Below are 21,515 nucleotides of genomic sequence, written 5' to 3'. Positions count from 1 at the left end.
TCGCGACCGACATGTCCCTTAGGGGCATGCGTCTGTCAGGCCAAGGCATGCGCCCTGTGACTGCCTGAGTCGCTGGCCATCCCCATGTCTTTCGCAAGGGAGTATGCGGCCAAAGTCATCGATCTTGAGTTGGTGTGGCTAACGCTTGAGGACACGTTCAGCCCGAAAGCACGAACGCCGCCCCAAGGGGCGGCGTTCGCATCAATCCTGAATCGATCAGGGGGCCTCGGAGATGGCCTCGTCAGGCCGAAGGGCACTCGGGTGCGAGCCACTCGGATGCGAGCCACTCGGGCATCCCCCCCTGAACCGTATCAGTGCTCGCGGGTGGCGCGGAAGGTGATGTCCGGCCAACGTTCCTGCGTCAACTGCAGATTGACGCGAGTCGGCGCGATGTAGGTCAGGAAGCCGCCGCCATCGTAGGCGAGATTGGCGCTGGCCTTGCGCTTGAAGTCCTCAAGCATCTTGGTGTCATCGCAATAGATCCAGCGCGCCGTCTGCACGTTCACCGCTTCATACATGCACTCGACCTTGTACTCTTCCTTCAGACGGTGAGCGACCACATCGAACTGCAGGGTGCCCACGGCGCCCACGATCAGGTCATTGTTGTCGAACGGCTGGAAGACCTGGGTCGCCCCCTCTTCGGAGAGCTGCTGAAGCCCTTTCTGCAGCGCCTTCATCTTCAGCGGGTCCTTCAGGCGTACCCGCTTGAACAGTTCCGGCGCGAAGTGAGGGATGCCGGTGAAGCGCATGTCTTCCCCCATGGTGAAGGTATCGCCGATCTGGATGGTGCCGTGGTTGTGCAGACCGATGATGTCACCCGGCCAGGCCTCTTCCACGTGGGAGCGGTCCGCCGCCATGAAGGTCAGGGCGTCAGGAATCTTGACGTCCTTGTTGATGCGCACGTGACGCATCTTCATGTTCTTCTCGTACTTGCCGGAACAGACGCGCAGGAAGGCCACGCGGTCACGGTGTTTCGGGTCCATGTTGGCCTGGATCTTGAACACGAAGCCGGTGAAGCGCTCGTCATGGGCCGTGACTTCACGGGTATCGGTATCACGCGACTGGGGCGGCGGCGCGTATTCGACGAAGCCATCCAGCATCTCGCGTACGCCGAAGTTGCCCATGGCGGTCCCGAAGTAGACCGGCGTCAGATCACCGCGACGATAGGCCTCGAGATCGAATTCGTGAGAGGCGCCGCGCACCAGCTCGACTTCCATGCTCAGTTCTTCGATGAGATCTTCGCCCAGCACTTCAATGGCTTCTGGGCTGTCGAGGCCCTTGATGCGCACGTCATCGGGGATGCGGTTGCCCTGGCCCTGCTTGTAGAGATGGATCTCGTCATTGAGCAGGTGATAGACCCCCTTGAAACCCTTGCCGACGCCGATCGGCCAGGTCATCGGGGCACACTGGATGTTGAGGACCGTCTCGACTTCATCCATCACCTCGATGGGATCGCGCGTCTCGCGGTCCATCTTGTTGACGAAGGTCAGGATCGGCGTGGTGCGCAGGCGGCAGACTTCCATCAGCTTGATGGTACGGTCCTCGACACCCTTGGCACCGTCAATGACCATCAGTGCCGAGTCGACGGCCGTCAGCGTCCGGTAGGTATCTTCCGAGAAGTCCTCGTGCCCGGGGGTATCCAGCAGATTGACCATGCGGTCCTTGTAGGGGAACTGCATCACGGAGGTGGTCACGGAGATGCCACGCTCCTGCTCCATCTTCATCCAGTCGGAGGTCGCGTGGCGATCGGCCCGCTTGCTCTTGACCGAGCCGGCCATCTGGATGGCATTCCCGAACAGCAGCAGCTTCTCGGTGATGGTGGTCTTGCCCGCATCCGGGTGAGAGATGATGGCAAATGTACGGCGAACATCCGCCGCCTTGGCAATCTGGGAATCTGACATGGGCTGAAAGGCATCCGGCTCGACGTGAGGCACGCCGCGCGCACTGTTAGGTGAATAGCAGAACGAAACGAATGGCGCGCATTGTAGCGGCTGGCGAGGCTCGGCAACAGAGGCGGGCGCGATCAGCGGCCTTCAGTCATCCTTGCGTGCGCGAAAATGCCAGGGTCCCTCGCCCACCGGCGCCTGGTCATTGAGGATCTCGTTGCGGATGGCATCCTCGATCTCGTCGCTGTCCAGGGGATAGAGACCGCATTGCTTCAGCGCGCAGCGAACCCGGATGTCACGCCCGAGATATTCGAGCAGCACGCGAGTACTGGCCGGCGTGCGATCACCGCTTGCCGATACCCCGATTCGCAGCCCCTTGAGGCGTGACACACGGCTGGTAAAGGTCGGGTAGAGAATGGTCTGGGTGATCTCATTGCCGGTCATCGACTCGTAGTCGGTCATGAAGATGCGATCGCTCAGATAGAACGCCATCCCCTGATACTTGCAATGTGACACGCCGACACCGGACGACTCGCGCTCGACCAGGCGCTCAAGACGCTGGTAATAGACACCATCCTCGCGCTGGATGATGGACACCAGCCCCCGCAGTATCCGCCCCGGCGACGACATCGACAGATAGTACTCATAGTAATGGCCTACATAGCGGCCCAACTCGGAGGCGCCCGAGCGTCTCAGCTGCGCCAGCGGCTCGCTCTCCACACGTGTGGCCTCACTCTCGCGCGGCTTGGGGCGCACCTGCACCAGACGCTGGAACTGACGATTGGGCAGCAGGATCTCGTGCTCCTCCACCCCGAAGAACTCACAGATCCGCCGCAGTGTATGTGCAGCGGGCCGGTATTGGCCGCTCAGGTATCGATTGAACTGTGGCCGACTGATCTCGAGCCGCCGACTCACCTCGGCGATGGATCGGTAGTAGCTGCACAGCAGCCGCAGATTGAGGGCCAGGTCTTCGTTCATGGGTCTGTCTCGCGCGGGATAGAGCCTCAGTCTACGCCGCCCACCCGCCATGACCCAGAGTGCGACAGGCGCAGCCTGCACCAGATAGTGCGTCTGAGTGCGCCACCTTGAGTCAGGTCGTCAAATTCCGCGGCTGACCAGCGAATGATGCAATGCAGAAGTCCCTCACACGCAGATAGTAATAACCATAAAAGAGGCTATCGCATGACTCCTGCATCCAAACTCACGTTCCACGGCGGGCCCTGGGTCTCGTTCCTGCCCATCCTGTGCTTCATCACCACAGCCATTTATGTAGCCACCAGCCTGGAGGAGCCGACCATCCAGGGCATGTGGGTCGGCATTCTCGCCGGCCTGCTGGTCACCTTCCTGTTTGCCCGTGACAAGTCTGTCTACAGCGACACCATCATGAAGGGCATGGCCAGCAAGGTGGCCATCGCCCCGGTGGCGGCGTGGATCTTTGCCGGCATCTTCGCCACGGTGCTGCGCTCCTCAGGACTGGTGGATGGCATTCTGTGGGCGGCCTATCACACCGACGCCACCGGCACGGCCTTCCTCGTCGTGACCTTCCTCGCCTGCGCCCTGTTCGCTACCGCGGCAGGCACCGGCTTTGGCACCATCGCCGCGGGCATGGGCGTGCTCTATCCCGCGGGCGTCATGCTGGGAGCCGACCCGCTGTTGCTGGCAGGGGCCATCGTGGGCGGCGGTGCCTTCGGCGACAACCTGGCGCCCATCTCCGACACCACCATCTCCTCGGCGGCGAGTCAGGGCGCTGATATCGGTGGCGTGGTTCGTTCCCGACTGCCCTTCACGCTGGTGGCCGGCAGCATCACGCTGGTGGTGATGGTGCTGATCAGTCTGACGCAGCAAACAACGCCGCTGATCATCGCGCATGAACAGCTGGCCGAACACATGGACCCCAAGGGCCTGGTGATGTTGCTGCCCGCCCTGGCCGCCATCTACGTGGCCATGAAGAAAGGCGATGTGATCTTCGCCACCAGCGTGGGAATTCTGTCCGGCATGCTGGTGGCGATACTTACCGGCCTCAACACCCTGAGCGGTTTCGTGTCGGTCGAGAATGGCGCGCTGATCAATGGCGTGGCCGGCTGGATGGCAGACCTGTCGATTCTGGTGATCCTGCTGTCGGCGGGCATTCGTCTGATGCTCGATGGCGGTGGCAGTGAGAGGCTGATCAATGCACTCAAAGGTGTCGTGCGCACACCGCGTGGCGCGGAAGCCTCCTCCGCCGGGCTCTCGCTGATGATGTCCTCGCTGATGAGCATCAATGCCCCGGCGATCCTCGCGGTCGGCCTGTCCTACGCCAAACCGGTCGGTGAACGCTTCGGCCTGAGTCCTTACCGTCGCGCCAACATCATCGACAGCATGTCCTGCACCCTGGTCTATTCGCTGCCCTGGTCCGCCGCGCTGCTGTTCGCCTCCGGGCTGTCCGTGAAAGCCGCCGAAACCTTCCCCGGCGTGCCGGCCCTGATGCCGCTCGATCTGACGCCCTGGGTGCTCTACGCCTGGGTCCTGCTGGCCGTGATGTGTGTCTCCATCGCCACCGGCTGGGGTCGTCGTTTCAGCCCGGCGGACCAGGCGAGCGCTCAGGACGAGGCTGCAACTGAGGTGCCCGCTGGGCGGTCCTTACTGTCAGCGTCAGCCTCAAACTCAGTCTCAAGTTAAATCTCAAGCTCAGCCAGCTGATCTGCCCCTGACTGAGCTGCTCTTGACTGAGTTGCTCTTGACTGAGCTGCCCTCGACTGAACCTTCACCGCCTGCCCCGCAACAAGACGACGGACACCGCCATGCAAGATACTGAGCTGCGCCAACGCAACGTGATCGGCATCCTCACCGGCTCCGGCCCGGATGCCGGACTGGATCTCTGGAACAAGCTGCTGATCGCCAACAAGGCCCATATCGGGCCTGGCTACCGGGGAGATCTGGATGCCCCACACGTCCACCTGATCTCCCAGCCGGCGCTCGGGCTGTCCATGGAACTAGAGACTCATGACCAACAGGTGTGGGAGGCGCTGGCCGATAGCGCCCTCAAGCTCGCCGAGCATGTCGACTACTACGCCATCGCCTGCAATACGCTGAACTACTATCAGCCCCAGCTGGAGGCTCTGGCGCTGAATGTCCGGCTGGTGTCGTTCAGTGATGTCGTCATCGACAGGGTGCGGCGCGACGGCTTGAGCAAGGTGGCGCTGCTGGGCGCGAAGTCCGTGACGGACATGGGGGACTGGTCACCCTATCGGGCACTGACAGAGGTGGTGGAAGTCGAGGTACCCGCCGACCCACACCTGCTGCACCAGATCATCTATGACGTGAAGGCGCATGGCGGCGATGACCCGAGCGTGGTCCAGCGCTTTCATGCTCTGCTGGAGAGCCTGTCGGCAGACACCGTGCTGCTGGCCTGTACCGAGCTGCCACTGATTCCCGTCAACACCGTCAGCTCGTCAGACAACGACGCAGCCCCCGCCAAGACACTGATCGATGTCACGGAACTGGTCGCGGAGGAACTCGCTCGCAAGTCCTGCGGCGTCTGATCCTCCTTGCCCCCCGCCTGAACCCGCCTGACCTCCAACCCGTGACCCAGCCCTGGCGATAGATGAACTGTCTGTCAGGGCCTTACTCCTCGACCTCGGACAGTGTCTCGACGATATGGCACTGTGCCATCACCCCGCCGGCACAGCAGTGCGTCAGGCGCTGCAACTCTTCTTCCATGACGGCAAGGTCACGCTGGCGCTTGCGCACCTCAGCCAGCTGCGCCTCGATGCGCGCGTCTATCTGATCGCAAGGCAAGGACTGCTGGTCCGCCAGGCCCAGCAAGGCGCGGATGTCATCCAGCGAAAACCCCAGCCGCCGACAACGGCGGATGAAGGTCAAACGCCTGAGCTGTGCATTGCCATACTCACGATAGCCATTGGGCGCACGCCGCTGCGGGGCCAACAGCCCCTGCTTCTCGTAGTAGCGGATCGTCACCGCCTGGACATCAGACGCCTTGGCCAGTTGGCCAATGCCCATCGTCACCTCGCCGTGCGATGACGTGGGCGATTCCCCTTTCCGTGTGAAATCTCTTGCGGTCATCGATGACTTCTCCTCTCGCCATGTGTTGCATGTCGATGCATCAACCGTTTCATCAGCCGACTTGACCTTATAGTGACTATAACCTCCATGCTGTCATCAACACGACAGGAGGCCAAGACCCATGAAAAGCTGTTGCGAAAGCAAATCCGGCGAGCTGGCAGAGCTCAAAGCCTCACAGGGCAAGGTCCTGAAGATTCTGCTGGCGCTGAATGCCAGCATGTTCTTCGTCGAATTCACCGCGGCCTGGTGGCTGGGTTCCACCGCGCTACTGGGGGATTCCCTCGACATGTTCGGCGATGCCAGCGTCTACGCCCTGACCCTCTACGTCCTGCACCGCAGCGTGCGTGAACGTGCGTTGAGCGCGCTGGTGAAAGGCATCGTGATGCTGGCACTGGGCGTGATCGTCCTTGGCGAGGCAGGCTATCAGGCCCTCCATGGCGTCGCCCCCGCCGCACACGGCATGGGCGCCTTCGCCCTGCTGGCGCTGGCCGTCAATCTGGTCTGCTTCGGCCTGCTGTGGCGCTTCAAGTCGGATGATCTCAACATGCGCTCCACCTGGCTGTGTTCACGCAATGACATCATCGCCAATGTCTCAGTGTTCGGCGCTGCGATACTGGTGGGCTGGACGGGCTCCCGCTGGCCGGACGTGCTGCTGGGCGCTGCGATCGCCGCACTCTTCCTGCAATCCGCCTGGCAGGTGATTCGCGATGCGCGAGTTGAGCTGCGCGAGGCGAAACAGGCCACAGACGCGCAGGCATCAGATGAGCAGGCAGCCAGCGATCAGGCATCGTCCTGCGCCACCCGCAGCTGTTGTGCACCGCCCACGGCTGCCACCGTGGTCGAACAGTCCCCCGCCAGCGGCTGCTGTTCCGGCAAGGGCGGTGGTGGAAACACCTCTATCTGACACGACTCAGGTGTCATTCCCGCCGCTATGCCCAGCCACTGACATGCCGTCGAATGCCATCATCCGCGTGCAGTCCGCCTGAAACGACAGCGCCCCGTCGAGCTCGACGGGGCGCTTTAGTGTCTGGATATCGCCAGGGTCAGGGGGCCGGAGAGTCGGGTTGACGCTCAGGATGCGCCTGCTGGAAAGCGTCCAGTGACTGGCAGGCCGCCTCGATGGCCAGAATCCTCGGGTAATCCTCGAGTTCACACTCGAAGCGGCGCGCATTGTAGAGCTGGGGCATCAGGCAGGCATCTGCCATGCCCGGGCTATCGCCATGGCAGAAGCGCCCTGCACTTTCCGCCAGCAACACTTCCAGGCGTGTGAAACCCTCGGCAACCCAGTGTCGATACCACTCAAGGCGCTGCGCCTGGGTGACATCTAGCCGATCGGTCAGATAATTGAGCACGCGCGGATTGTTGAGCGGATGCATCTCACAAGCCATGAACTGGCACAGTGAGCGCACCTTCGCACGCGCCTCCGGCGTTGAGGGCAGCAGCGCCGGGGCGGGCCAGCGCTCCTCCAGATATTCGATGATCGCGAGCGACTGGGTCAGGGCCGCAGGTGTTTCCGTATCTCCCACCATCAGGGTCGGCACCAGCCCCTGGGGATTGATGGCCAGATACTCCTCGCTGCGCTGTTCGCCCTTGAGCAGGTTGACCGGCACCTGAGCGACCTCAATCCCCTTGAGCGCCAGCGCGATTCTTACTCGATAGCTGGTAGATGAACGGTAATAGCCATACAGGCTCATTGAACTCATGCTGCACTCCCCTGTGACGCGGTTGGAAGCCGGTCGCTCATTCGCACTGCCTCGCACCCAGTTGGCTTGAGGCTTACCGGCACACGACGTCTTCCCGAGACGTGTCTCTGAGAAGTTCTACCTGATGAGGCCGCCTTCAGGCGTCCAACGGCGTCACCTGCTGATCAATGGCGCCAAAGATGCTCTGGCCATCGCGATCGAACATCTCGATGCGGATACGGTCACCGAAACGCATGAAGGGCGTGCGAATCTCATCGAACAGGATCTTCTCGACCATGCGCACCTCCGCCAGACAGCTGTAGCCCACGCCCCCTTCGCTGATCGGCTTGCCGGGCCCGCCATCCTTGCCGGGATTGGATACGGTGCCGGAACCGATGATCGCGCCGGCCCCCAGCGGGCGAGTCTTGGCGGCATGCGCCACCAGCTGCGGGAAACTGAAGATCATGTCTGGCCCGGACTCTGGCTCTCCGAACGTCTCACCATTGAGATGCACGCTCAGCGGCAGATGCACGCGCCCCTGCTGCCAGGCATCCCCCAGCTCATCCGGCGTCACGGCGATGGGCGAGAAGCTAGACGACGGCTTGGCCTGAAAGAAGCCGAAGCCCTTGGCCAGCTCACCGGGGATCAACCCACGCAGACTGACGTCATTGACCAGCATCACAAGGCGGATGTGGCCCTCGGCCTGCTCCGGACTGACCTGCATCGGCACATCGTCGGTAATGACGGCGATCTCGCCTTCGAAATCGATGCCATGCTCCTCACTGACACACACGATATCGGCGTTGGGGGCCAGGAAGCTGTCGCTGCCGCCCTGATACATCAGCGGGTCGTGCCAGAAGGTCTCGGGCATCTCGGCGCCGCGTGCCTGACGCACCAGCTGGACATGATTCAGATACGCCGAGCCGTCTGCCCATTGATAACTGCGTGGCAGCGGCGAATGCAGATTCTTCATGTCCAGATCGAACGCATCAGCCAAGGTGCCATCATTGAGCGCTGCGTAACGCTTCTCGAGCGCTGGTGTCAGCGAAGCCCAGTCCTCCAGCAGCGCCTGCAGCGTCGTGGCGACGTCCGCGACCTTCACGGCGCGGGTCAGATCACGGGAGACCAGCAGCAGTGTTCCATCGCGGGAACCATCCTGGTGAGTGGCGAATTTCATGACTGCCTCCTTGAGAAGCTTGAGAGATGAGAGAACGTGGGTAGTCCAGAGCGGAATGACAGGCACATGCCAATCTCAGCGCTGCTGGGGAGTGAAATGAGACGCCAACCCCTGCCAGACCGAGCCGTAGTCGCGCTGACGAGCGCTCGACGACAGGGCCTGTGGGGTGGGCTGGAACAGATAGCGACTCTCGAACATGAAGGCGAGCGTATTGCCCTGATAGCGGGGGGCGAGTTCCGTTTGAGTGGCGGCCTCGAAGGTGGCAGCGTCAGGGCCATGCGGGGTCATGGCGTTATGCAGACTCGCGCCTCCCGGGCGGAAGCCTTCGCGCTTGGCGTCATATTCACCATGGATCAGTCCCATCAGCTCGCTCATCAGATTGCGATGGAAGTATGGGGGTCGGAAGGTGTTCTCGGCGACCATCCAGCGCGGCGGGAAGATCACGAAGTCGAGATTGGCGACCCCGGCGGTGTCCGAGGGTGATGTCAGCACGGTGAAGATCGAGGGGTCCGGATGATCGAAGCTGACCGTGTTGAGGGTATTGAAGGTCGCCAGATCATATTTGTAGGGCGCGTAGTTGCCATGCCAGGCCACGACATCCAGTGGTGAGTGATCCAGACTCGCGCGCCAGAAACGCCCGCCGAACTTGGCCACCAGCGTGAAGTCACCGGTTTCATCCTCGAAACGCGCCGATGGCGCGAGGAAATCACGCGGGTTGGCCAATCCATTGCTGCCGATGGGCCCCAGAGAGGGCAACTCGAGAGGCGCGCCATAGTTCTCGGCCACATAGCCTCGACAGCCCTCCGCGTGTCCCGCCAGCGGATTGAGCTGGAACTTGATACCGCGCGGGATCACCACGATCTCGCCGCTGGCGACTTCCAGCAGGCCCAGCTCGCTGCGCACCTCGATGGCACCCTGTTGCGGCACGATCAGCAATTCGCCGTCGGCATTGTAGAAAAAGCGCTGCTGCATGCCGCGAGAGAAGGCATAGAGGTGCGTGGCACAGCCCTGCTGCGCCTGGGCATCTCCATTGACCGCCAGCGTGATCAGGCCGTCCAGAAAGTCCCCTGTCGAGCATGTGATGGGGTCCCAGCGCATCGGATTGGGGTCCGGCACTCTCTCGGCCAACGGTGCAGTGGCGACCTGCGGCATCTCCATGGGCTGGTAGGCGCCCTGCACGACCGAGGGCCGAATGCGGTAGAGCCAGCTGCGTAGGTTGTGACTGCGCGGTGCCGTGAAGGCCGAGCCACTCAACTGCTCCGCGTACAGGCCGTAGGGGCAACGCTGGGGAGAGTTCTGGCCCTGAGGCAAGGCGCCAGGCAACGCCTCGGTGGAGACATGATTACGAAAACCGGCGTGATAATGGCACTCAGCGTTGCGCTCGCGCATGACGATTCATCTCCTTGTGGGCTCGCGGCTCCTGAAGATCTGGGGCATCCACGGCACGACATACCGCCAACGCCCCAAATAGTTACACATGAAACCATATAGGCAGACCCACACCCTGGCAATCGCCGAATTGCTAGACTTTTGTCTTGCTCGCTCTCGATGGTGGTAACATCGGTAACCTGATCCATCTGAAACGTTTCAATGCGACTCAGTATGCCAACCCTCTCACCGAGTCAGGTAACTCTCGATGCAACGCACTGATGACACTCCCGAAGCTCGCGATGCCCTTGACGGGGAACCCCCACAGGACACACCCCGCTGCGAGCTGGATCTTGACCAGTTCCTGCCCTATCGCCTCAACCGTCTGGCAGAGCGAACCAGTGAGGCGCTGTTCGTCCGTTATGGTGAGCGCTTCGCCATCAATGTCGCCGAGTGGCGTCTGCTGGCCTGGCTGAGCCGTGGCTCGCCATTGACGGCCCGGGAAATCAGTCAACGGACTCATATGGACAAGGTGCGCGTCTCTCGGGCCGTCAAATCTCTGGAAGCCCGTGAACTGATCCTGCGCCGGCCGAGCGAGCAGGATCAGCGTGCGCAGTTGCTCGCCCTCACCGCCGAGGGTGAGGCCATGCTCGCTGAGCTGATCCCCGAGGCCCGCCGCTTCGAGGATGAGTTGCTGAGCGCCGTCAATGCACGCCAATACCGGGATCTGCTGCTCACCATGCAGACCCTGGAGCGTCAATTGGATCAGCTGCCAGGCAACGAGTGAGACTCGCGGGAGGCAGCAGGTGCGCCACCTTGTGCCCCATGAGATTCTCGACAGGACACTCGCACTTCGTACAAGTATGGTATAAATCACGTACTGGTTTCATGGAGTCGTCCCCGCATGCATCGCAAACCGCACCTGCCAAGCAAGTTGTGTCAGACCTGTCAGCGCCCCTTCACATGGCGCAAGAAGTGGCAGGACTGCTGGGAAGACGTACGTCACTGCAGTCAACGCTGTCGACGCAATGCGCGTCAGGCAGCCCGGGAAACACACCATGACCAGCACTGATACCTGGCTTGTCTGGCTGGACGATGACCTGCGTCTCGATGACAACCCCCTGTGGCAGGCCGCGCTCGAGGAACACCCGGCGCACCTGCTGGTGGTATACCTCCTGCCGGAGACGACCTTCCAGCCCGTAGGCAGTGTCAGCCCTGATGTTGCCAGGCTGCAGCCACTCAGCCTCGCACGTCAGCGCTTCCTGCTGGAGAGCCTCGAATCCCTGCAGGCAGGGCTTCAGACCCTGGGCAGTGATCTGCTGATCCTTCAGGGTGACGCTGCGCATCTGATACCCGAACTCGCCAGACAGCATGCGTGCCGAGGCGTCATCGCGCGACGCGCTACAGGTCTGGTGGAGCGACGCCAGCAGCAGGCAGTGGCCGCCAGCTGTCGCCTGCGGCAGGTCAATAGCGGCTTGCTCCTGGACGAGGACGACTTGCCCTTCACGCTCAATGAGCTTCCTGAAACCTTCAGCGCCTTTCGTCGCAAGCTGGAAAAGGCCTATCCGGATATCCAGGCCATGCCCACTCCGGTGGCGGCGCCTTGCGCACTGCCGAGCTGGCCGGCACAGGCGCCGCGTGGCATGCAGGGCAGCGCCAGACGACTCCATGCGGCCAGGGACTGGCAGAGCGACCCGCGGGGAGAGCATGCCTTCCTTGGGGGTGAGCCCGCAGCGCTGCAGAGACTCGAGCATTATCTGAGTCCTGAACATGCCGGCCAGTACAAGACCACCCGCAATCGCCTCAGCGGGGCAGATTTCTCGACCCGTTTCTCTGCCTGGCTGGCACTGGGGTGCCTCTCACCACGACGCATACTCGACAGGTTGCACACCTTCCAGAAGACACTGCCTGAGCTCTGCGAGACCCCACAGGCGGCGTTCAAGGACAGCGACTGGATTCGCGTCGAGCTCTTGTGGCGGGAGTACTTTCATTGGGATACCCGCCAGCTGGGGAGACAGGTCTTTCTGGCAGACAGGCCCGGTACAGACTCGCTGCGGCATGAGGCGTGCGCTGCGATACCGGATGCGCTTGCACGCTGGCAGGCCGGAATGACCGGCGTGCCCTGGGTGGATGCCGGCATGCGCGAGCTGGCCGCCACCGGCTGGCTGAGCAACCGCATGCGCCAGAACGTGGCAAGCTATCTGATCAAGGATCTTGGCGTGGACTGGCGGCTGGGTGCCGCCTGGTTCGAGCATCAGCTGCTGGATCATGATGTCGCGTCCAACTGGGGCAACTGGCGCTACCTGGCAGGCGTGGGACGCGACCCGCGTGCGGACCGTCATTTCAACATGATGAAGCAGGCTCGCCAGCACGACCCGCTCGGCCATCACGTCACCCGCTGGATACCCGAACTGGAAACGCTGCCGGCCGGCATGCAACGCCATGCTCCCTGGATTGCCTGGTCATTTCGCGTGACGCCCGGGGCGTCGGGAGGCATCAACGGGACGACGCAGTCCGGCTACCCGCGCCAGCCCTTGCACCTTGTCGATGCCTGGCAGCCCCACCTCAGCGACGTCACACCGACACGTGTGAAGCCATGGCTGAGTGGTTCCTTCGAACGGGGCTGAGAGGAGACTGTCAGCGGACACAAGCCGTCGGGCCACTGACGCTAACTGGCCGTCAGGACTGCACTTTACCGGCCTTATTCACTATCATGGCCGCATTCCTTGCAGGAGTCGTCATGAATCAGCCGCTACCGCCGCCACTGTCCACACCGCACCGCAATCTCATTCGTCTGACCATCGCGCGCGGCATCACCTGGACAGGCTTCCTGATCCTGATCATCTTCGGGATCGAGATCATCGGCTTTCAGCTCAATGTCCTCCCCGTCATCTCGATCATCATCGCGATGGGCCTGGTCAATGTCGCCAGCTGGTGGCGTCTGGGTCAGACGCATCCGGTCACTGACACCGAGAACCTGCTGCATCTGCTGGTGGATATCGCCGGTCTGACGATGCTGTTCTTCAATACCGGCGGCTCCACCAACCCCTTCGTGCCCTACTATCTGGTGCCGGTGACCATGGCGGCCGCCACCCTCCCCTGGCGCTATGCCTGGATCATCGCGGCCGTCGGCATGGGCTGCTACAGCTTCCTGATGGTGTTCTACGAACCCGTACCGCAGCTGGCCACCTACGAACTCGGCGGGCGCATCAGTCTGCACGTCATCGGCATGTGGCTGAACTTCGGCCTGTCGGCATCGCTGGTGACCTATTTCATCTTCAAGATGGCTCATGCCCTGCGCACGCGAGACCAGGCGTTGTCCACCACACGAGAAGCGGCTCTGCGCAGCGAACAGGTGCTGGCAGTCGCCAGCCAGGCCGCCGGCACCGCGCACGAACTGGGCACCCCGCTCTCGACCATGGCGGTGCTGTTGAGCGAGATGCGCGAGGATGCCAAGGACAAGAACGACCCGCAGCTGGAGGAGGATCTCGCACTGCTGCGCAGCCAGGTCGACACCTGCAAGCAACGCCTGCAAGCGATGGTGGCCGCGGCCGACCGTCGTCGCATGGAGCAGCCCCAGGCGCTCAACGCCGCGCGCTGGCTGGAGGAAATCGTGCAGCGCTGGCTGGTGGTACGCCCGGATGTGCAACATAGCGTCGAAGTGGATGCCTCCGCCCGCAAGGCTCAGATCCTGGTCGATACCACGCTTGAGCAGGCGCTGATGAACCTGCTCAACAATGCCGCGGATGCCTGCCCCGATGACATCGAGATCACCCTGGAACGGCGGGATGACGAGGTCACCATCGACATTCGAGACCATGGTGCAGGCGTTCCCATGGCGGTCGCGGACCAGCTCGGTGAGACCTTCATCTCCACCAAATCCAAGGGGATGGGCATCGGCCTGTTCCTGACCCACGCCACCATCAATCGTTTCGGTGGCGGCGTCAGCCTGTACAACCACGAAGACGGCGGCACCTTGACGGAAGTGCGCCTCCCTCTTTATCTGAACTGATGGCGGCAAAGACCGCCCAAGTGAGCCCCTGATGAGCGAAGAAACCCGACTGCTGATCATCGACGATGACGAATTCTTCTGCCAGGTGACGGCACGTGCCATGACACGCCGCGGCTATGCCGTGGAGGTTGCCCGGGACGAGGCACAGGCGCTGAGTATCGCGCGCAGCCATCGCCCCGAGCTGATCACGCTGGATCTGAAGCTCGAACAGAGCTCCGGCCTCAAGCTGTTGCCCGAGCTGATCGCCTTGTTGCCGGAAGCACGCATCGTGGTGCTGACGGGCTACTCCAGCATTGCCACGGCAGTGGAAGCCATCAAGCTGGGTGCCGTGAACTACCTGTGCAAGCCCGCCGATGCCGACGAGATACTTCACGCCTTCAAGCGCGAGGGAGGTGATCCGGAAGCCGAGATCTCCGACAACCCGCCCTCGGTCAATCGCCTGACCTGGGAACACATCCAGAAGGTGCTCAACGAGCACGACGGCAACATCTCTTCCACGGCTCGCGCCCTGGGGATGCACCGCCGCACGCTGCAGCGCAAACTGCAGAAGCGACCGGTGAAGCGCTAGCGCTTCATTCGGGCCAGCAGGGCCGCCACGGCAGCATGATGCTCCGGGTCCTGATGGCATTGGCCCTGAAAACTGGCACACAGATCCAGGAAGTCGTCCAACCGCATCTCGGGGGCACGACGCATCAGGCGCTTGGTCAGCCGTGTCGCCTGACGCGGCTGACTCGCCATCTGACGTGCCATCTCCAGGGCGCGTGTCATCAGGTCTTTCTCTGCACAGACTTCCAGCACGATCCCCAGTGTCAGCGCTTCCTGCGCCGAGACGATACGCCCGCTGAAGGTCAGCTCACAGGCACGCTGATAGCCGATCAGACGCTGCAGCAGCCAGGCGCCCCCATCGCCGGGGATCAACCCCAGCGACAGGAACGTCTCGCCGAAACGTGCCTGGTCACTGGCCAGGCGAATGTCACACATGTTGGCGAGATCAAAGCCGGCCCCGATGGCCGGACCATTGACCGCCGCGATCACGGGCACCTCGATGTCCAGCACCGCAGGTGTCATTCGCTGGATACCGCGGCGATAGCGCGCCGCGACCTCGGCGGCATCTCCTGCAAAATCCCCCTTTCGCTGCGCCATGTCCTGCACATTGCCTCCGGCAGAGAAGGCGCTGCCCTCGCCGGTGATCACCAGGGCACCCACGCTGTCACAGCCATTGACCCATTCGGCCACTGCCAGCAGATCCTCCACCAGCGCAGTCCCCGTCAGGGCATTGCGCACGTCGTGACGGGCGAAGGTCATGACGGCGACACCGTGCTCGAGACTGAGGTGACTGTCGACAAGGGTCACGGGTACAGCCGCTGACCTCTGCCGGGCGCAGCAGGCGTCAGTGGAATCGCGTGGGGATGAGATGGCGTCGTGAGTAGCGTCGTGAGCAGCGGCGTGAGTCTTGTCATGTGGCGAAGCGGTCATGGCGGATTCCTGGCGTCATCGATGGCCGTCACGAGCGAGGGCCCTCAAGGGGCCTGTCAACTCGCGCATACGAGAAGACCCTTGTCCTCCGTGCAGCGTCATGCGGCGGGAGAGACAAGGGCCTGTCGGTCTTGCCGGTGGTTCACGCAGCGGGCAGGCGGGCTGCCGCCCCCCACGCGAGGTGTCACGCGACTTACTGTGCCGTCCAGCCGAGATCCATGTTGAAACTGGAGCCCGTCACCGAGCCTGCCTTGTCGGAGGCCAGCCACACCGCCATGTCAGCGACTTCAGCGGGGTCGATCATGCGCTTGATGGCGGCCCCCTTGAGCATGATCTTCTCGATCACCTCATCCTCGGGCATGTCATTGAGCCTGGCCTGCTCGGCGATCTGCTTGTCGACCAGCGGAGTGCGCACATACGCCGGGCAGATGGCATTGGCCGTGATACCACTCTCGCCGCCTTCCAGTGCCGCCGTCCTGGTCAGCCCCATCAGACCATGCTTGGCGCTGACATAGGCCGCCTTGCCGGGCGAGGCGACATGCGCGTGAATGGAGGCCATGTTGACGATGCGGCCATATCCATTCTTCTCCATGTACGGCCAGGCAGCCTGAATCAGCGTGAAAGGTGCCGTCAGCATCAGCGCGATGATCTGATCCCACTTGGCCTGCGGGAACTCCTTGATGCGCTCGACGTGCTGGATACCGGCATTGTTGACCAGGATATCCAGGCGACCGAAGCGTGACACCGCTTCCTCGACAGCGGCCCGACATTGCTCGCCATCCGTCAGGTCTGCCTTGAAGAATGCAGCGCCTGCCTTGTCGGCGACCTCTGCCCCATCGTCACTGAAATCCACGGCAAGGACCTGATGACCGGCCTGGCACATCGCTTCCATGATGGCGGCGCCGATACCACTGGCAGTCCCCGTGACAAGGGCGACGCGGGTCGGGGCTGACTGTTGTTCACTCATGAAGGTCTCCTTCGGGCTGATGTCATGCCGCAGGAATGCCCAGCCCCAGACAGGGACAGGGTGGCATCGGATGCTGCTCTGCAACATATAGTGAAGATAGCGCTAATAAAGCCACCTTCGCCACCCGACCATCGCCTTGTTGGCCTGCCGGCGACAGCATGCATGGCGTTGAACCGCCTGGAGCCTGCATGCCAGAGCCGTGATGCAACTTGCGCAACCGCCAGGGCGCAGCATGCAACGCGAGCTCAGCCGAAGTGCAATCGAGCTGACAGACCAGGCGACGCCGCACTCCCCAGCGGACTGTCATCCAGGGTCAGTTCCGCTCCCAGGCGTTCGGCAAGTTCATCGACGATCGAAAGGCCCAGCCCTGACCCCGAGGTGTTCTGCCCCGCCAGACGCACGAAGCGCTCCCGGACCCGCTGACGCTCACGGGCCGGGATGCCGGGGCCGGTATCCATCACTTCCATGATCAGACCATCGCCGAGAGAGGACTCGCGGCGCCGAATGCTCAAACGCACTTCCCCCCCCTCAGGCGTATAGCGCAGCGCGTTGTCGAGAAGATTGCGCAGCAGCACATAGAGGCCGTTCTCGTGGCTGATCAACTGCGCGTCGGGCGTGACGTCGACGGACATCCCGACGCCACGCTGGCGCGCCATGGGGCCGAGATCCCGCGCAAGTTCATGCGCCAGATGCCCGAGATCGACGTGACTGCGCGGCACCTCGGCACCACTCTCCAGCCGCGACAGCGTCAGCAGTTGCTCCACGACACGCGTCATGCGATTGACACCATCGACGATCATGCGCGCCGAACGCCGCGAGTTCTCATCGGTGGCATCCGCCTCGACATTCTGGGCGTGCACCTTGATGCCGGCCAGGGGCGTTCTCAACTCGTGTGCCGCATTGGCAGTGAAGCGACGTTCCTTGTCGAGCGTGTCGGCCAAGCGTCTCAGCAAGCCGTTGAGCGCATCCACCATCCCGCGAATCTCATCCGGCGCCTCACTGGCATCAAGTGGCTCTAGATAGCCGGGCTGACGGGCGGTGATCTGTCGGCTGATACGCAGCACGGGACGGAATCCCCGAGAGACGGCGACACCGATCAGCAAGGCGATCACAAGCAACCCCACCACCAGCGCCAGCACGTTGTGCAGAGCGATCTGTCCCGTCAATTCATCTCGAACGTCTTCCCGCTGAGCGGCCGTGACCCAGATACCGCTGTCAGGGAAATACAGCGTGAAGGTGAACCAGTCGTGATGATCCGTGTGCTGCTTGGCATAGCCTGGCAACGGCAGGTAGTCGAGCATGACCGAGGGGGTGGAGAGTCCCAGCAAGGGCTGTCCGAGTGCATCCCACATCTGGAACACCAGCTTGTCTTCATAGACATGACCGAGGGGCGACTTCTCGTGCCCATCCGCGAAGCTCAGGGATGGCGGTCGCAGACTGAACTGTCCCGCGGTCATCTCCTGAAGTCTTTGCTGACGCGCCCCTGGCGACAGCGAGGCCAGCTCGGATTGATAGAGGCGGCCCAGCATGCGGGCATTCTGGGCCAGCTGTGCATCGAACAGCTCATCGATCTGCTCACGGGCATCGAAGTAGCTCCAGGTGGCAGCTGCCCCCAGCACGATGATCACCCCCCCGATGAGGCTGCGCCGCAGAAAACTGCGTATCGACTTCACGCGGACTCCCCCAGTCGGTAGCCGACCCCGCGTACGGTCTTCACCACGCCGGCCCCGAATTTGCGGCGAATATGATGCACATGCACCTCGATGACATTGCTTTCCACATCCCCATCCCAACCATATAACTGCTCGACGAGCTGGTCCCGACTGAAGACACGACTGGGATGGAGGAGAAGAAACTCCAGCAGATCGAATTCACGCCGCCCCAGCGTCACCTCGGCGCCGGCCAGAGTGACGGATCGACCGGCCTGATCAATGCTCAGGGCCCCCAGTTGCAGGCATCCGTTGGCCTGACCCGCATGACGCCTGACCAGCGCGCGCAATCGAGCCACCAGCTCGGCAATGTCAAAGGGCTTGACCAGATAATCATCCGCCCCGTTGTCCAGGCCACGCACTCGGTCACTGATATCATCTCGTGCCGTCAGAATCAGCACCGGCAGAGTGTGGCTCCGGCGGCGCAGCGCGGTCAGCACCTCGAGACCGTCCATGTCCGGCAAGCCGAGATCCAGCACCAGGACATCAAAGGAGGAATGCTTGAGAGTGGCCACGACATCGCCCCCCACCCGCAACCATTCATTGCTCATGCCTTCACGACTCAAGGCATGACCGATACCTTCACCCAACAGTGGATCATCTTCCACGAGCAGCACGCGCATGGGGTCTCCTGATGACAAGCGATACGTGAGAGGGAACAGGGGATATCCCATGCCCCCACTGATGACAGATGACGAGAGCGGGATGGCAGCATCATCGACTAGGCGCGATTCCCGGCTCTCTCCGCCCATGGCCTTTGCAAGCCCCATCCCCTGCCCCGTCGTCTTGCGCCGAGGACAGCGCGGCGCTCCTGGCGGCGAAACACGATGCGTTGAAGCGCTTCGCGAATGGCCTCCAGACCCGAGTCCAGCATGCGTTCCGGTTGGCCGAGGATGCGGCGCAATGCCCAGCCACCTCGAAGTCTCATGCGAGCCAACGCCCCCGGTGCTCGCAACAGGCAAAGCGGATACACCATCTGCTCGACCTGACGCTCGATGCTGATGGGGTGGCATCCTTGGTGCCGCGCCAGTTGCATCAGTAGCGGGGGCTCTTCGCCGGTGATCAGAGGGGGAACGTGAAGCCTGACATGCTGGTGGGCACAGGCGGAGGCCGGGGCGAACAAGTGGCCATCCGGCTGCAGTATGAACTCGACCAATTCCTCCCGCCCCGCCGCGACAAGAGAGGCCGAGAGACATTCCAGTACCCGCTGGCGCACGCCAGGCTGCCAGCCAGAGCCATGCAGAACATGCATGGCACGCCCGGCCTCCAGCTGCCACTCACCATCACCCGGCAAGCTCACCAGGGTGTGAGGACGCGACGCGGGCGTGATGCCGAGCAGCTGCTCACACAGCGACTCGCCGGTGACGTCCGAGACGGCGAGGGTCAGACAGCGATGCCGTTGCCCCAGAGGCGTCGGCAGCAACTGGCACAGAAGCGCGAGATCATCTCCCGGGCGCTCCACCAGTGTCAGCGTGGCGCCATGGCCCGCCAGCTGCCAGCATATCTCCCGGCAACTCGAGGCCATGGGCGCTTCGACGAGCAAGCGATGACCGGCCAGCCGAGAACTTTCGACAGAACCACCACGGGAGCGAAACGGACGGTACATGGCAACATCCTTGGTCGGGGCATCGTCGATTCGACCATGCCAGGCTGAATGATCTACACGATGCCGACCAACGCTTAACGAAAGATTAAGCAGCGACTCTTTCCTTGCCCTCTGACGGAAGACTTGATGTCCCTTGCCGGCGCCAGACGCCGATGCCCAAGGCTTACAACCCGAACAGATGGACCAGCGGCGGCAGAATGAAGGCCGTCAGGAGCCCCGTCAGCCCCATGGACATGCCCGCGAAGGCACCGGCCAGGGTGCTGAGTGAAGAGAAGCAGTAAGCCGTGCCGATCCCATGGGCAGACAGGCCCATGGTAAAGCCCTTGACGGTATCATCACGCGCACCTGACAGTCGCAGCATCAGCGGACCGATCACACAGCCAAGCGTCCCGGTCAACAACACCAGTCCTGCCGTGAGTGAGGGAATGCCGCCGAGCTTTTCCGCGATCCCCATGGCGATCGGCGAGGTCACCGACTTGGGTGCCAGGCTCAGCGCCACCGGTGTATGCGCCCCCAGGACCAGGGCCAGACCGAGCGTGGTGGTCACTGCAGTGGTGATACCGACGCAACAGGCCGTCAGCAGAGGCCAGAGCATCTGCTTGACGCGGTCAAGATGATCGAACAGCGGCACCGCCAGTGCCACCGTCGCCGGCCCCAACAGGAAGTGAATGAACTGGGCGCCTTCGAAATAGGTCGCGTAGTCGGTATCCGTCAACCAGAGAAAGCCGATGATCAAGGCAATCGACACCAGCACCGGATGGGCAAGAGACGCGCCACGAGCCAGGCGGTTGATCACGGTCGCCAGCAGAAAGGCCGCCAGCGTCAGCAATAGATGCAGCAGCGGAGAGGCACTGAGATAGACCCAGAGAGCATCCAGAGGGGCGAGATTCACTGTTCCCCTCCCTTGCCGGCCATCGGACCTTGCAAAGATGAACGACGATCTATCAGCCGCTGCAACAGCCAGGCTGTCACGAACTGCGTCACGGCGATGGATACCACCAGCGTCACCGCGATGGCGAGGAGATCCTGAGCGATGAGATCCAGATGCACCATGACCCCGACGCCTGCCGGGACGAACAACAGCGAGAGATGCGCCAGCAGGCCATTGCTGGCAAGCCTGAGACTGCCGGGCACTCGTTCACGCAACATGGCGCGGAGCAGCTGACGTTGACCGGCATCGTTGTCCGAGATGCGCACGGCGTCACCTTCCCTGTCCGGCGACGGTATCAATCGCTTGCGCAGACGGCCACGCACCATCAGCGCCAGCAGCAGGATCAGCATGCCCAGTACCGGCCCAGGCACCGGCAATACGAGGGCACGTCCCAGCACCTCGCCCACGAACTGACATGTCAGCAGAATGCAGAACCCCTTGATCAACTCCATCTCCGGTCAGTCTCCCCCATCAAGGCACTCATCTGACGTGCGGTAAAAGGCCGAATTGTGCCATAGATGCCCAATCACGGCACGGTGATACCGAGCCGTATCCGCCATGGGCGCGACGTGGGCTGCATGGCGCAGCCCCGGGTGCACGTCGAAAGCCCGGCAGTGGCGGCAACGCTGCCTTATGGTA

21 protein-coding genes are annotated in these 21,515 nt (G+C 62.5%); 8 read left to right on the top strand and 13 right to left on the bottom strand.

Annotated elements, in window-relative coordinates; all coding sequences use genetic code 11:
• Window positions 1-311: 311 nt before the first annotated feature.
• Both QD228_RS06770 and QD228_RS06765 read right to left on the bottom strand, forming a co-directional pair.
• Window positions 312-1,901: a peptide chain release factor 3 gene (locus QD228_RS06770; RefSeq protein WP_077375880.1), complete on the bottom strand. Its 1,590-nt coding sequence runs from the start codon at window positions 1,899-1,901 to the stop codon at window positions 312-314.
• A gap of 132 nt (window positions 1,902-2,033) precedes the next feature.
• The gene (locus QD228_RS06765) at window positions 2,034-2,864 is read right to left on the bottom strand and encodes a helix-turn-helix transcriptional regulator (RefSeq protein ID WP_191237107.1); all 831 of its coding nucleotides are present in this window, start codon (window positions 2,862-2,864) and stop codon (window positions 2,034-2,036) included.
• A 204-nt stretch (window positions 2,865-3,068) separates the two neighbouring features.
• On the opposite strand from QD228_RS06765, the gene QD228_RS06760 reads away from it, so the two are divergent.
• Both QD228_RS06760 and QD228_RS06755 read left to right on the top strand, forming a co-directional pair.
• Window positions 3,069-4,544, top strand: coding sequence for a Na+/H+ antiporter NhaC family protein (locus QD228_RS06760; protein WP_279874865.1), 1,476 nt, complete (start codon window positions 3,069-3,071; stop codon window positions 4,542-4,544).
• 122 nt (window positions 4,545-4,666) lie between these two features.
• Window positions 4,667-5,407, top strand: a complete 741-nt coding sequence (locus QD228_RS06755; protein WP_191237109.1) for an aspartate/glutamate racemase family protein — start codon at window positions 4,667-4,669, stop codon at window positions 5,405-5,407.
• A gap of 82 nt (window positions 5,408-5,489) precedes the next feature.
• Here the strand turns inward: QD228_RS06755 and QD228_RS06750 are convergent, their stop codons facing one another.
• The gene (locus tag QD228_RS06750) at window positions 5,490-5,885 is read right to left on the bottom strand and encodes a helix-turn-helix domain-containing protein (RefSeq protein WP_191237110.1); all 396 of its coding nucleotides are present in this window, start codon (window positions 5,883-5,885) and stop codon (window positions 5,490-5,492) included.
• Between the two features lie 184 nt (window positions 5,886-6,069).
• Between QD228_RS06750 and QD228_RS06745 the strand changes: the two genes are divergently transcribed.
• The gene (locus QD228_RS06745; RefSeq protein ID WP_279874864.1) at window positions 6,070-6,852 is read left to right on the top strand and encodes a cation diffusion facilitator family transporter; all 783 of its coding nucleotides are present in this window, start codon (window positions 6,070-6,072) and stop codon (window positions 6,850-6,852) included.
• 139 nt (window positions 6,853-6,991) lie between these two features.
• Here QD228_RS06745 and maiA read toward each other — a convergent pair whose 3' ends face one another.
• From maiA to hmgA, 3 genes are all read right to left on the bottom strand, one after another.
• Window positions 6,992-7,642: a maleylacetoacetate isomerase gene (maiA, locus tag QD228_RS06740; protein ID WP_279875069.1), complete on the bottom strand. Its 651-nt coding sequence runs from the start codon at window positions 7,640-7,642 to the stop codon at window positions 6,992-6,994.
• Window positions 7,643-7,787: 145 nt separating this feature from the next.
• Window positions 7,788-8,807 carry a fumarylacetoacetate hydrolase family protein gene (locus QD228_RS06735; protein ID WP_279874862.1) on the bottom strand — a complete coding sequence of 340 codons (1,020 nt, stop codon included), beginning with the start codon at window positions 8,805-8,807 and terminating at the stop codon, window positions 7,788-7,790.
• Between the two features lie 75 nt (window positions 8,808-8,882).
• The gene (gene hmgA, locus QD228_RS06730; protein WP_279874861.1) at window positions 8,883-10,196 is read right to left on the bottom strand and encodes a homogentisate 1,2-dioxygenase; all 1,314 of its coding nucleotides are present in this window, start codon (window positions 10,194-10,196) and stop codon (window positions 8,883-8,885) included.
• Between the two features lie 247 nt (window positions 10,197-10,443).
• Between hmgA and QD228_RS06725 the strand changes: the two genes are divergently transcribed.
• The 5 genes from QD228_RS06725 (at window position 10,444) to QD228_RS06705 (ending at window position 14,755) form a co-directional block, all read left to right on the top strand.
• Window positions 10,444-10,962 carry a MarR family winged helix-turn-helix transcriptional regulator gene (locus tag QD228_RS06725; RefSeq protein ID WP_279874860.1) on the top strand — a complete coding sequence of 173 codons (519 nt, stop codon included), beginning with the start codon at window positions 10,444-10,446 and terminating at the stop codon, window positions 10,960-10,962.
• A gap of 117 nt (window positions 10,963-11,079) precedes the next feature.
• On the top strand, window positions 11,080-11,247 hold the full coding sequence (locus QD228_RS06720) for a DUF2256 domain-containing protein (protein ID WP_077375858.1): 168 nt from the start codon (window positions 11,080-11,082) through the stop codon (window positions 11,245-11,247).
• Window positions 11,234-12,802, top strand: coding sequence for a DASH family cryptochrome (locus tag QD228_RS06715; RefSeq protein ID WP_279874858.1), 1,569 nt, complete (start codon window positions 11,234-11,236; stop codon window positions 12,800-12,802). Before QD228_RS06720 ends, QD228_RS06715 begins: the two co-directional genes overlap by 14 nt.
• Before the next feature lie 113 nt (window positions 12,803-12,915).
• Window positions 12,916-14,187, top strand: coding sequence for an ATP-binding protein (locus tag QD228_RS06710; RefSeq protein ID WP_084208537.1), 1,272 nt, complete (start codon window positions 12,916-12,918; stop codon window positions 14,185-14,187).
• Between the two features lie 28 nt (window positions 14,188-14,215).
• A complete protein-coding gene (locus QD228_RS06705) occupies window positions 14,216-14,755 on the top strand; it encodes a response regulator transcription factor (protein ID WP_077375848.1) in 540 nt (179 codons plus the stop codon).
• Here QD228_RS06705 and QD228_RS06700 read toward each other — a convergent pair.
• The 7 genes from QD228_RS06700 to QD228_RS06670 form a co-directional block, all read right to left on the bottom strand.
• Window positions 14,752-15,540 (bottom strand): enoyl-CoA hydratase-related protein, encoded by a 789-nt coding sequence (locus QD228_RS06700; RefSeq protein WP_279874857.1) that lies wholly within the window; start codon window positions 15,538-15,540, stop codon window positions 14,752-14,754. The two genes, QD228_RS06705 and QD228_RS06700, sit on opposite strands and share 4 nt — an antisense overlap.
• 316 nt (window positions 15,541-15,856) lie before the next feature.
• Complete coding sequence (locus QD228_RS06695) at window positions 15,857-16,630, bottom strand: 3-hydroxybutyrate dehydrogenase (RefSeq protein WP_279874856.1); 774 nt, start codon at window positions 16,628-16,630, stop codon at window positions 15,857-15,859.
• Between the two features lie 245 nt (window positions 16,631-16,875).
• On the bottom strand, window positions 16,876-18,303 hold the full coding sequence (locus tag QD228_RS06690) for an ATP-binding protein (protein WP_279874855.1): 1,428 nt from the start codon (window positions 18,301-18,303) through the stop codon (window positions 16,876-16,878).
• Entirely contained in the window at window positions 18,300-18,962 is a 663-nt protein-coding gene (locus QD228_RS06685) for a response regulator (RefSeq protein ID WP_279874854.1), read from the bottom strand. The genes QD228_RS06690 and QD228_RS06685 overlap by 4 nt, the downstream gene beginning before the upstream one ends.
• 98 nt (window positions 18,963-19,060) lie before the next feature.
• A complete protein-coding gene (locus tag QD228_RS06680) occupies window positions 19,061-19,945 on the bottom strand; it encodes a hypothetical protein (protein ID WP_279874853.1) in 885 nt (294 codons plus the stop codon).
• A 163-nt stretch (window positions 19,946-20,108) separates the two neighbouring features.
• Window positions 20,109-20,837: an LrgB family protein gene (locus QD228_RS06675; protein WP_084208532.1), complete on the bottom strand. Its 729-nt coding sequence runs from the start codon at window positions 20,835-20,837 to the stop codon at window positions 20,109-20,111.
• Window positions 20,834-21,328 (bottom strand): CidA/LrgA family protein, encoded by a 495-nt coding sequence (locus QD228_RS06670; protein WP_136939356.1) that lies wholly within the window; start codon window positions 21,326-21,328, stop codon window positions 20,834-20,836. The genes QD228_RS06675 and QD228_RS06670 overlap by 4 nt, the downstream gene beginning before the upstream one ends.
• Window positions 21,329-21,515 lie beyond the last annotated feature (187 nt).

Origin of the sequence: Cobetia sp. 3AK, from assembly GCF_029846335.1 — a bacterium.
In the GTDB taxonomy this organism is placed as follows: Bacteria; Pseudomonadota; Gammaproteobacteria; order Pseudomonadales; family Halomonadaceae; genus Cobetia; species Cobetia marina.
Note: the sequence above shows the minus strand (reverse complement) of the source record. Positions and strands in the feature narration are given on the sequence as shown.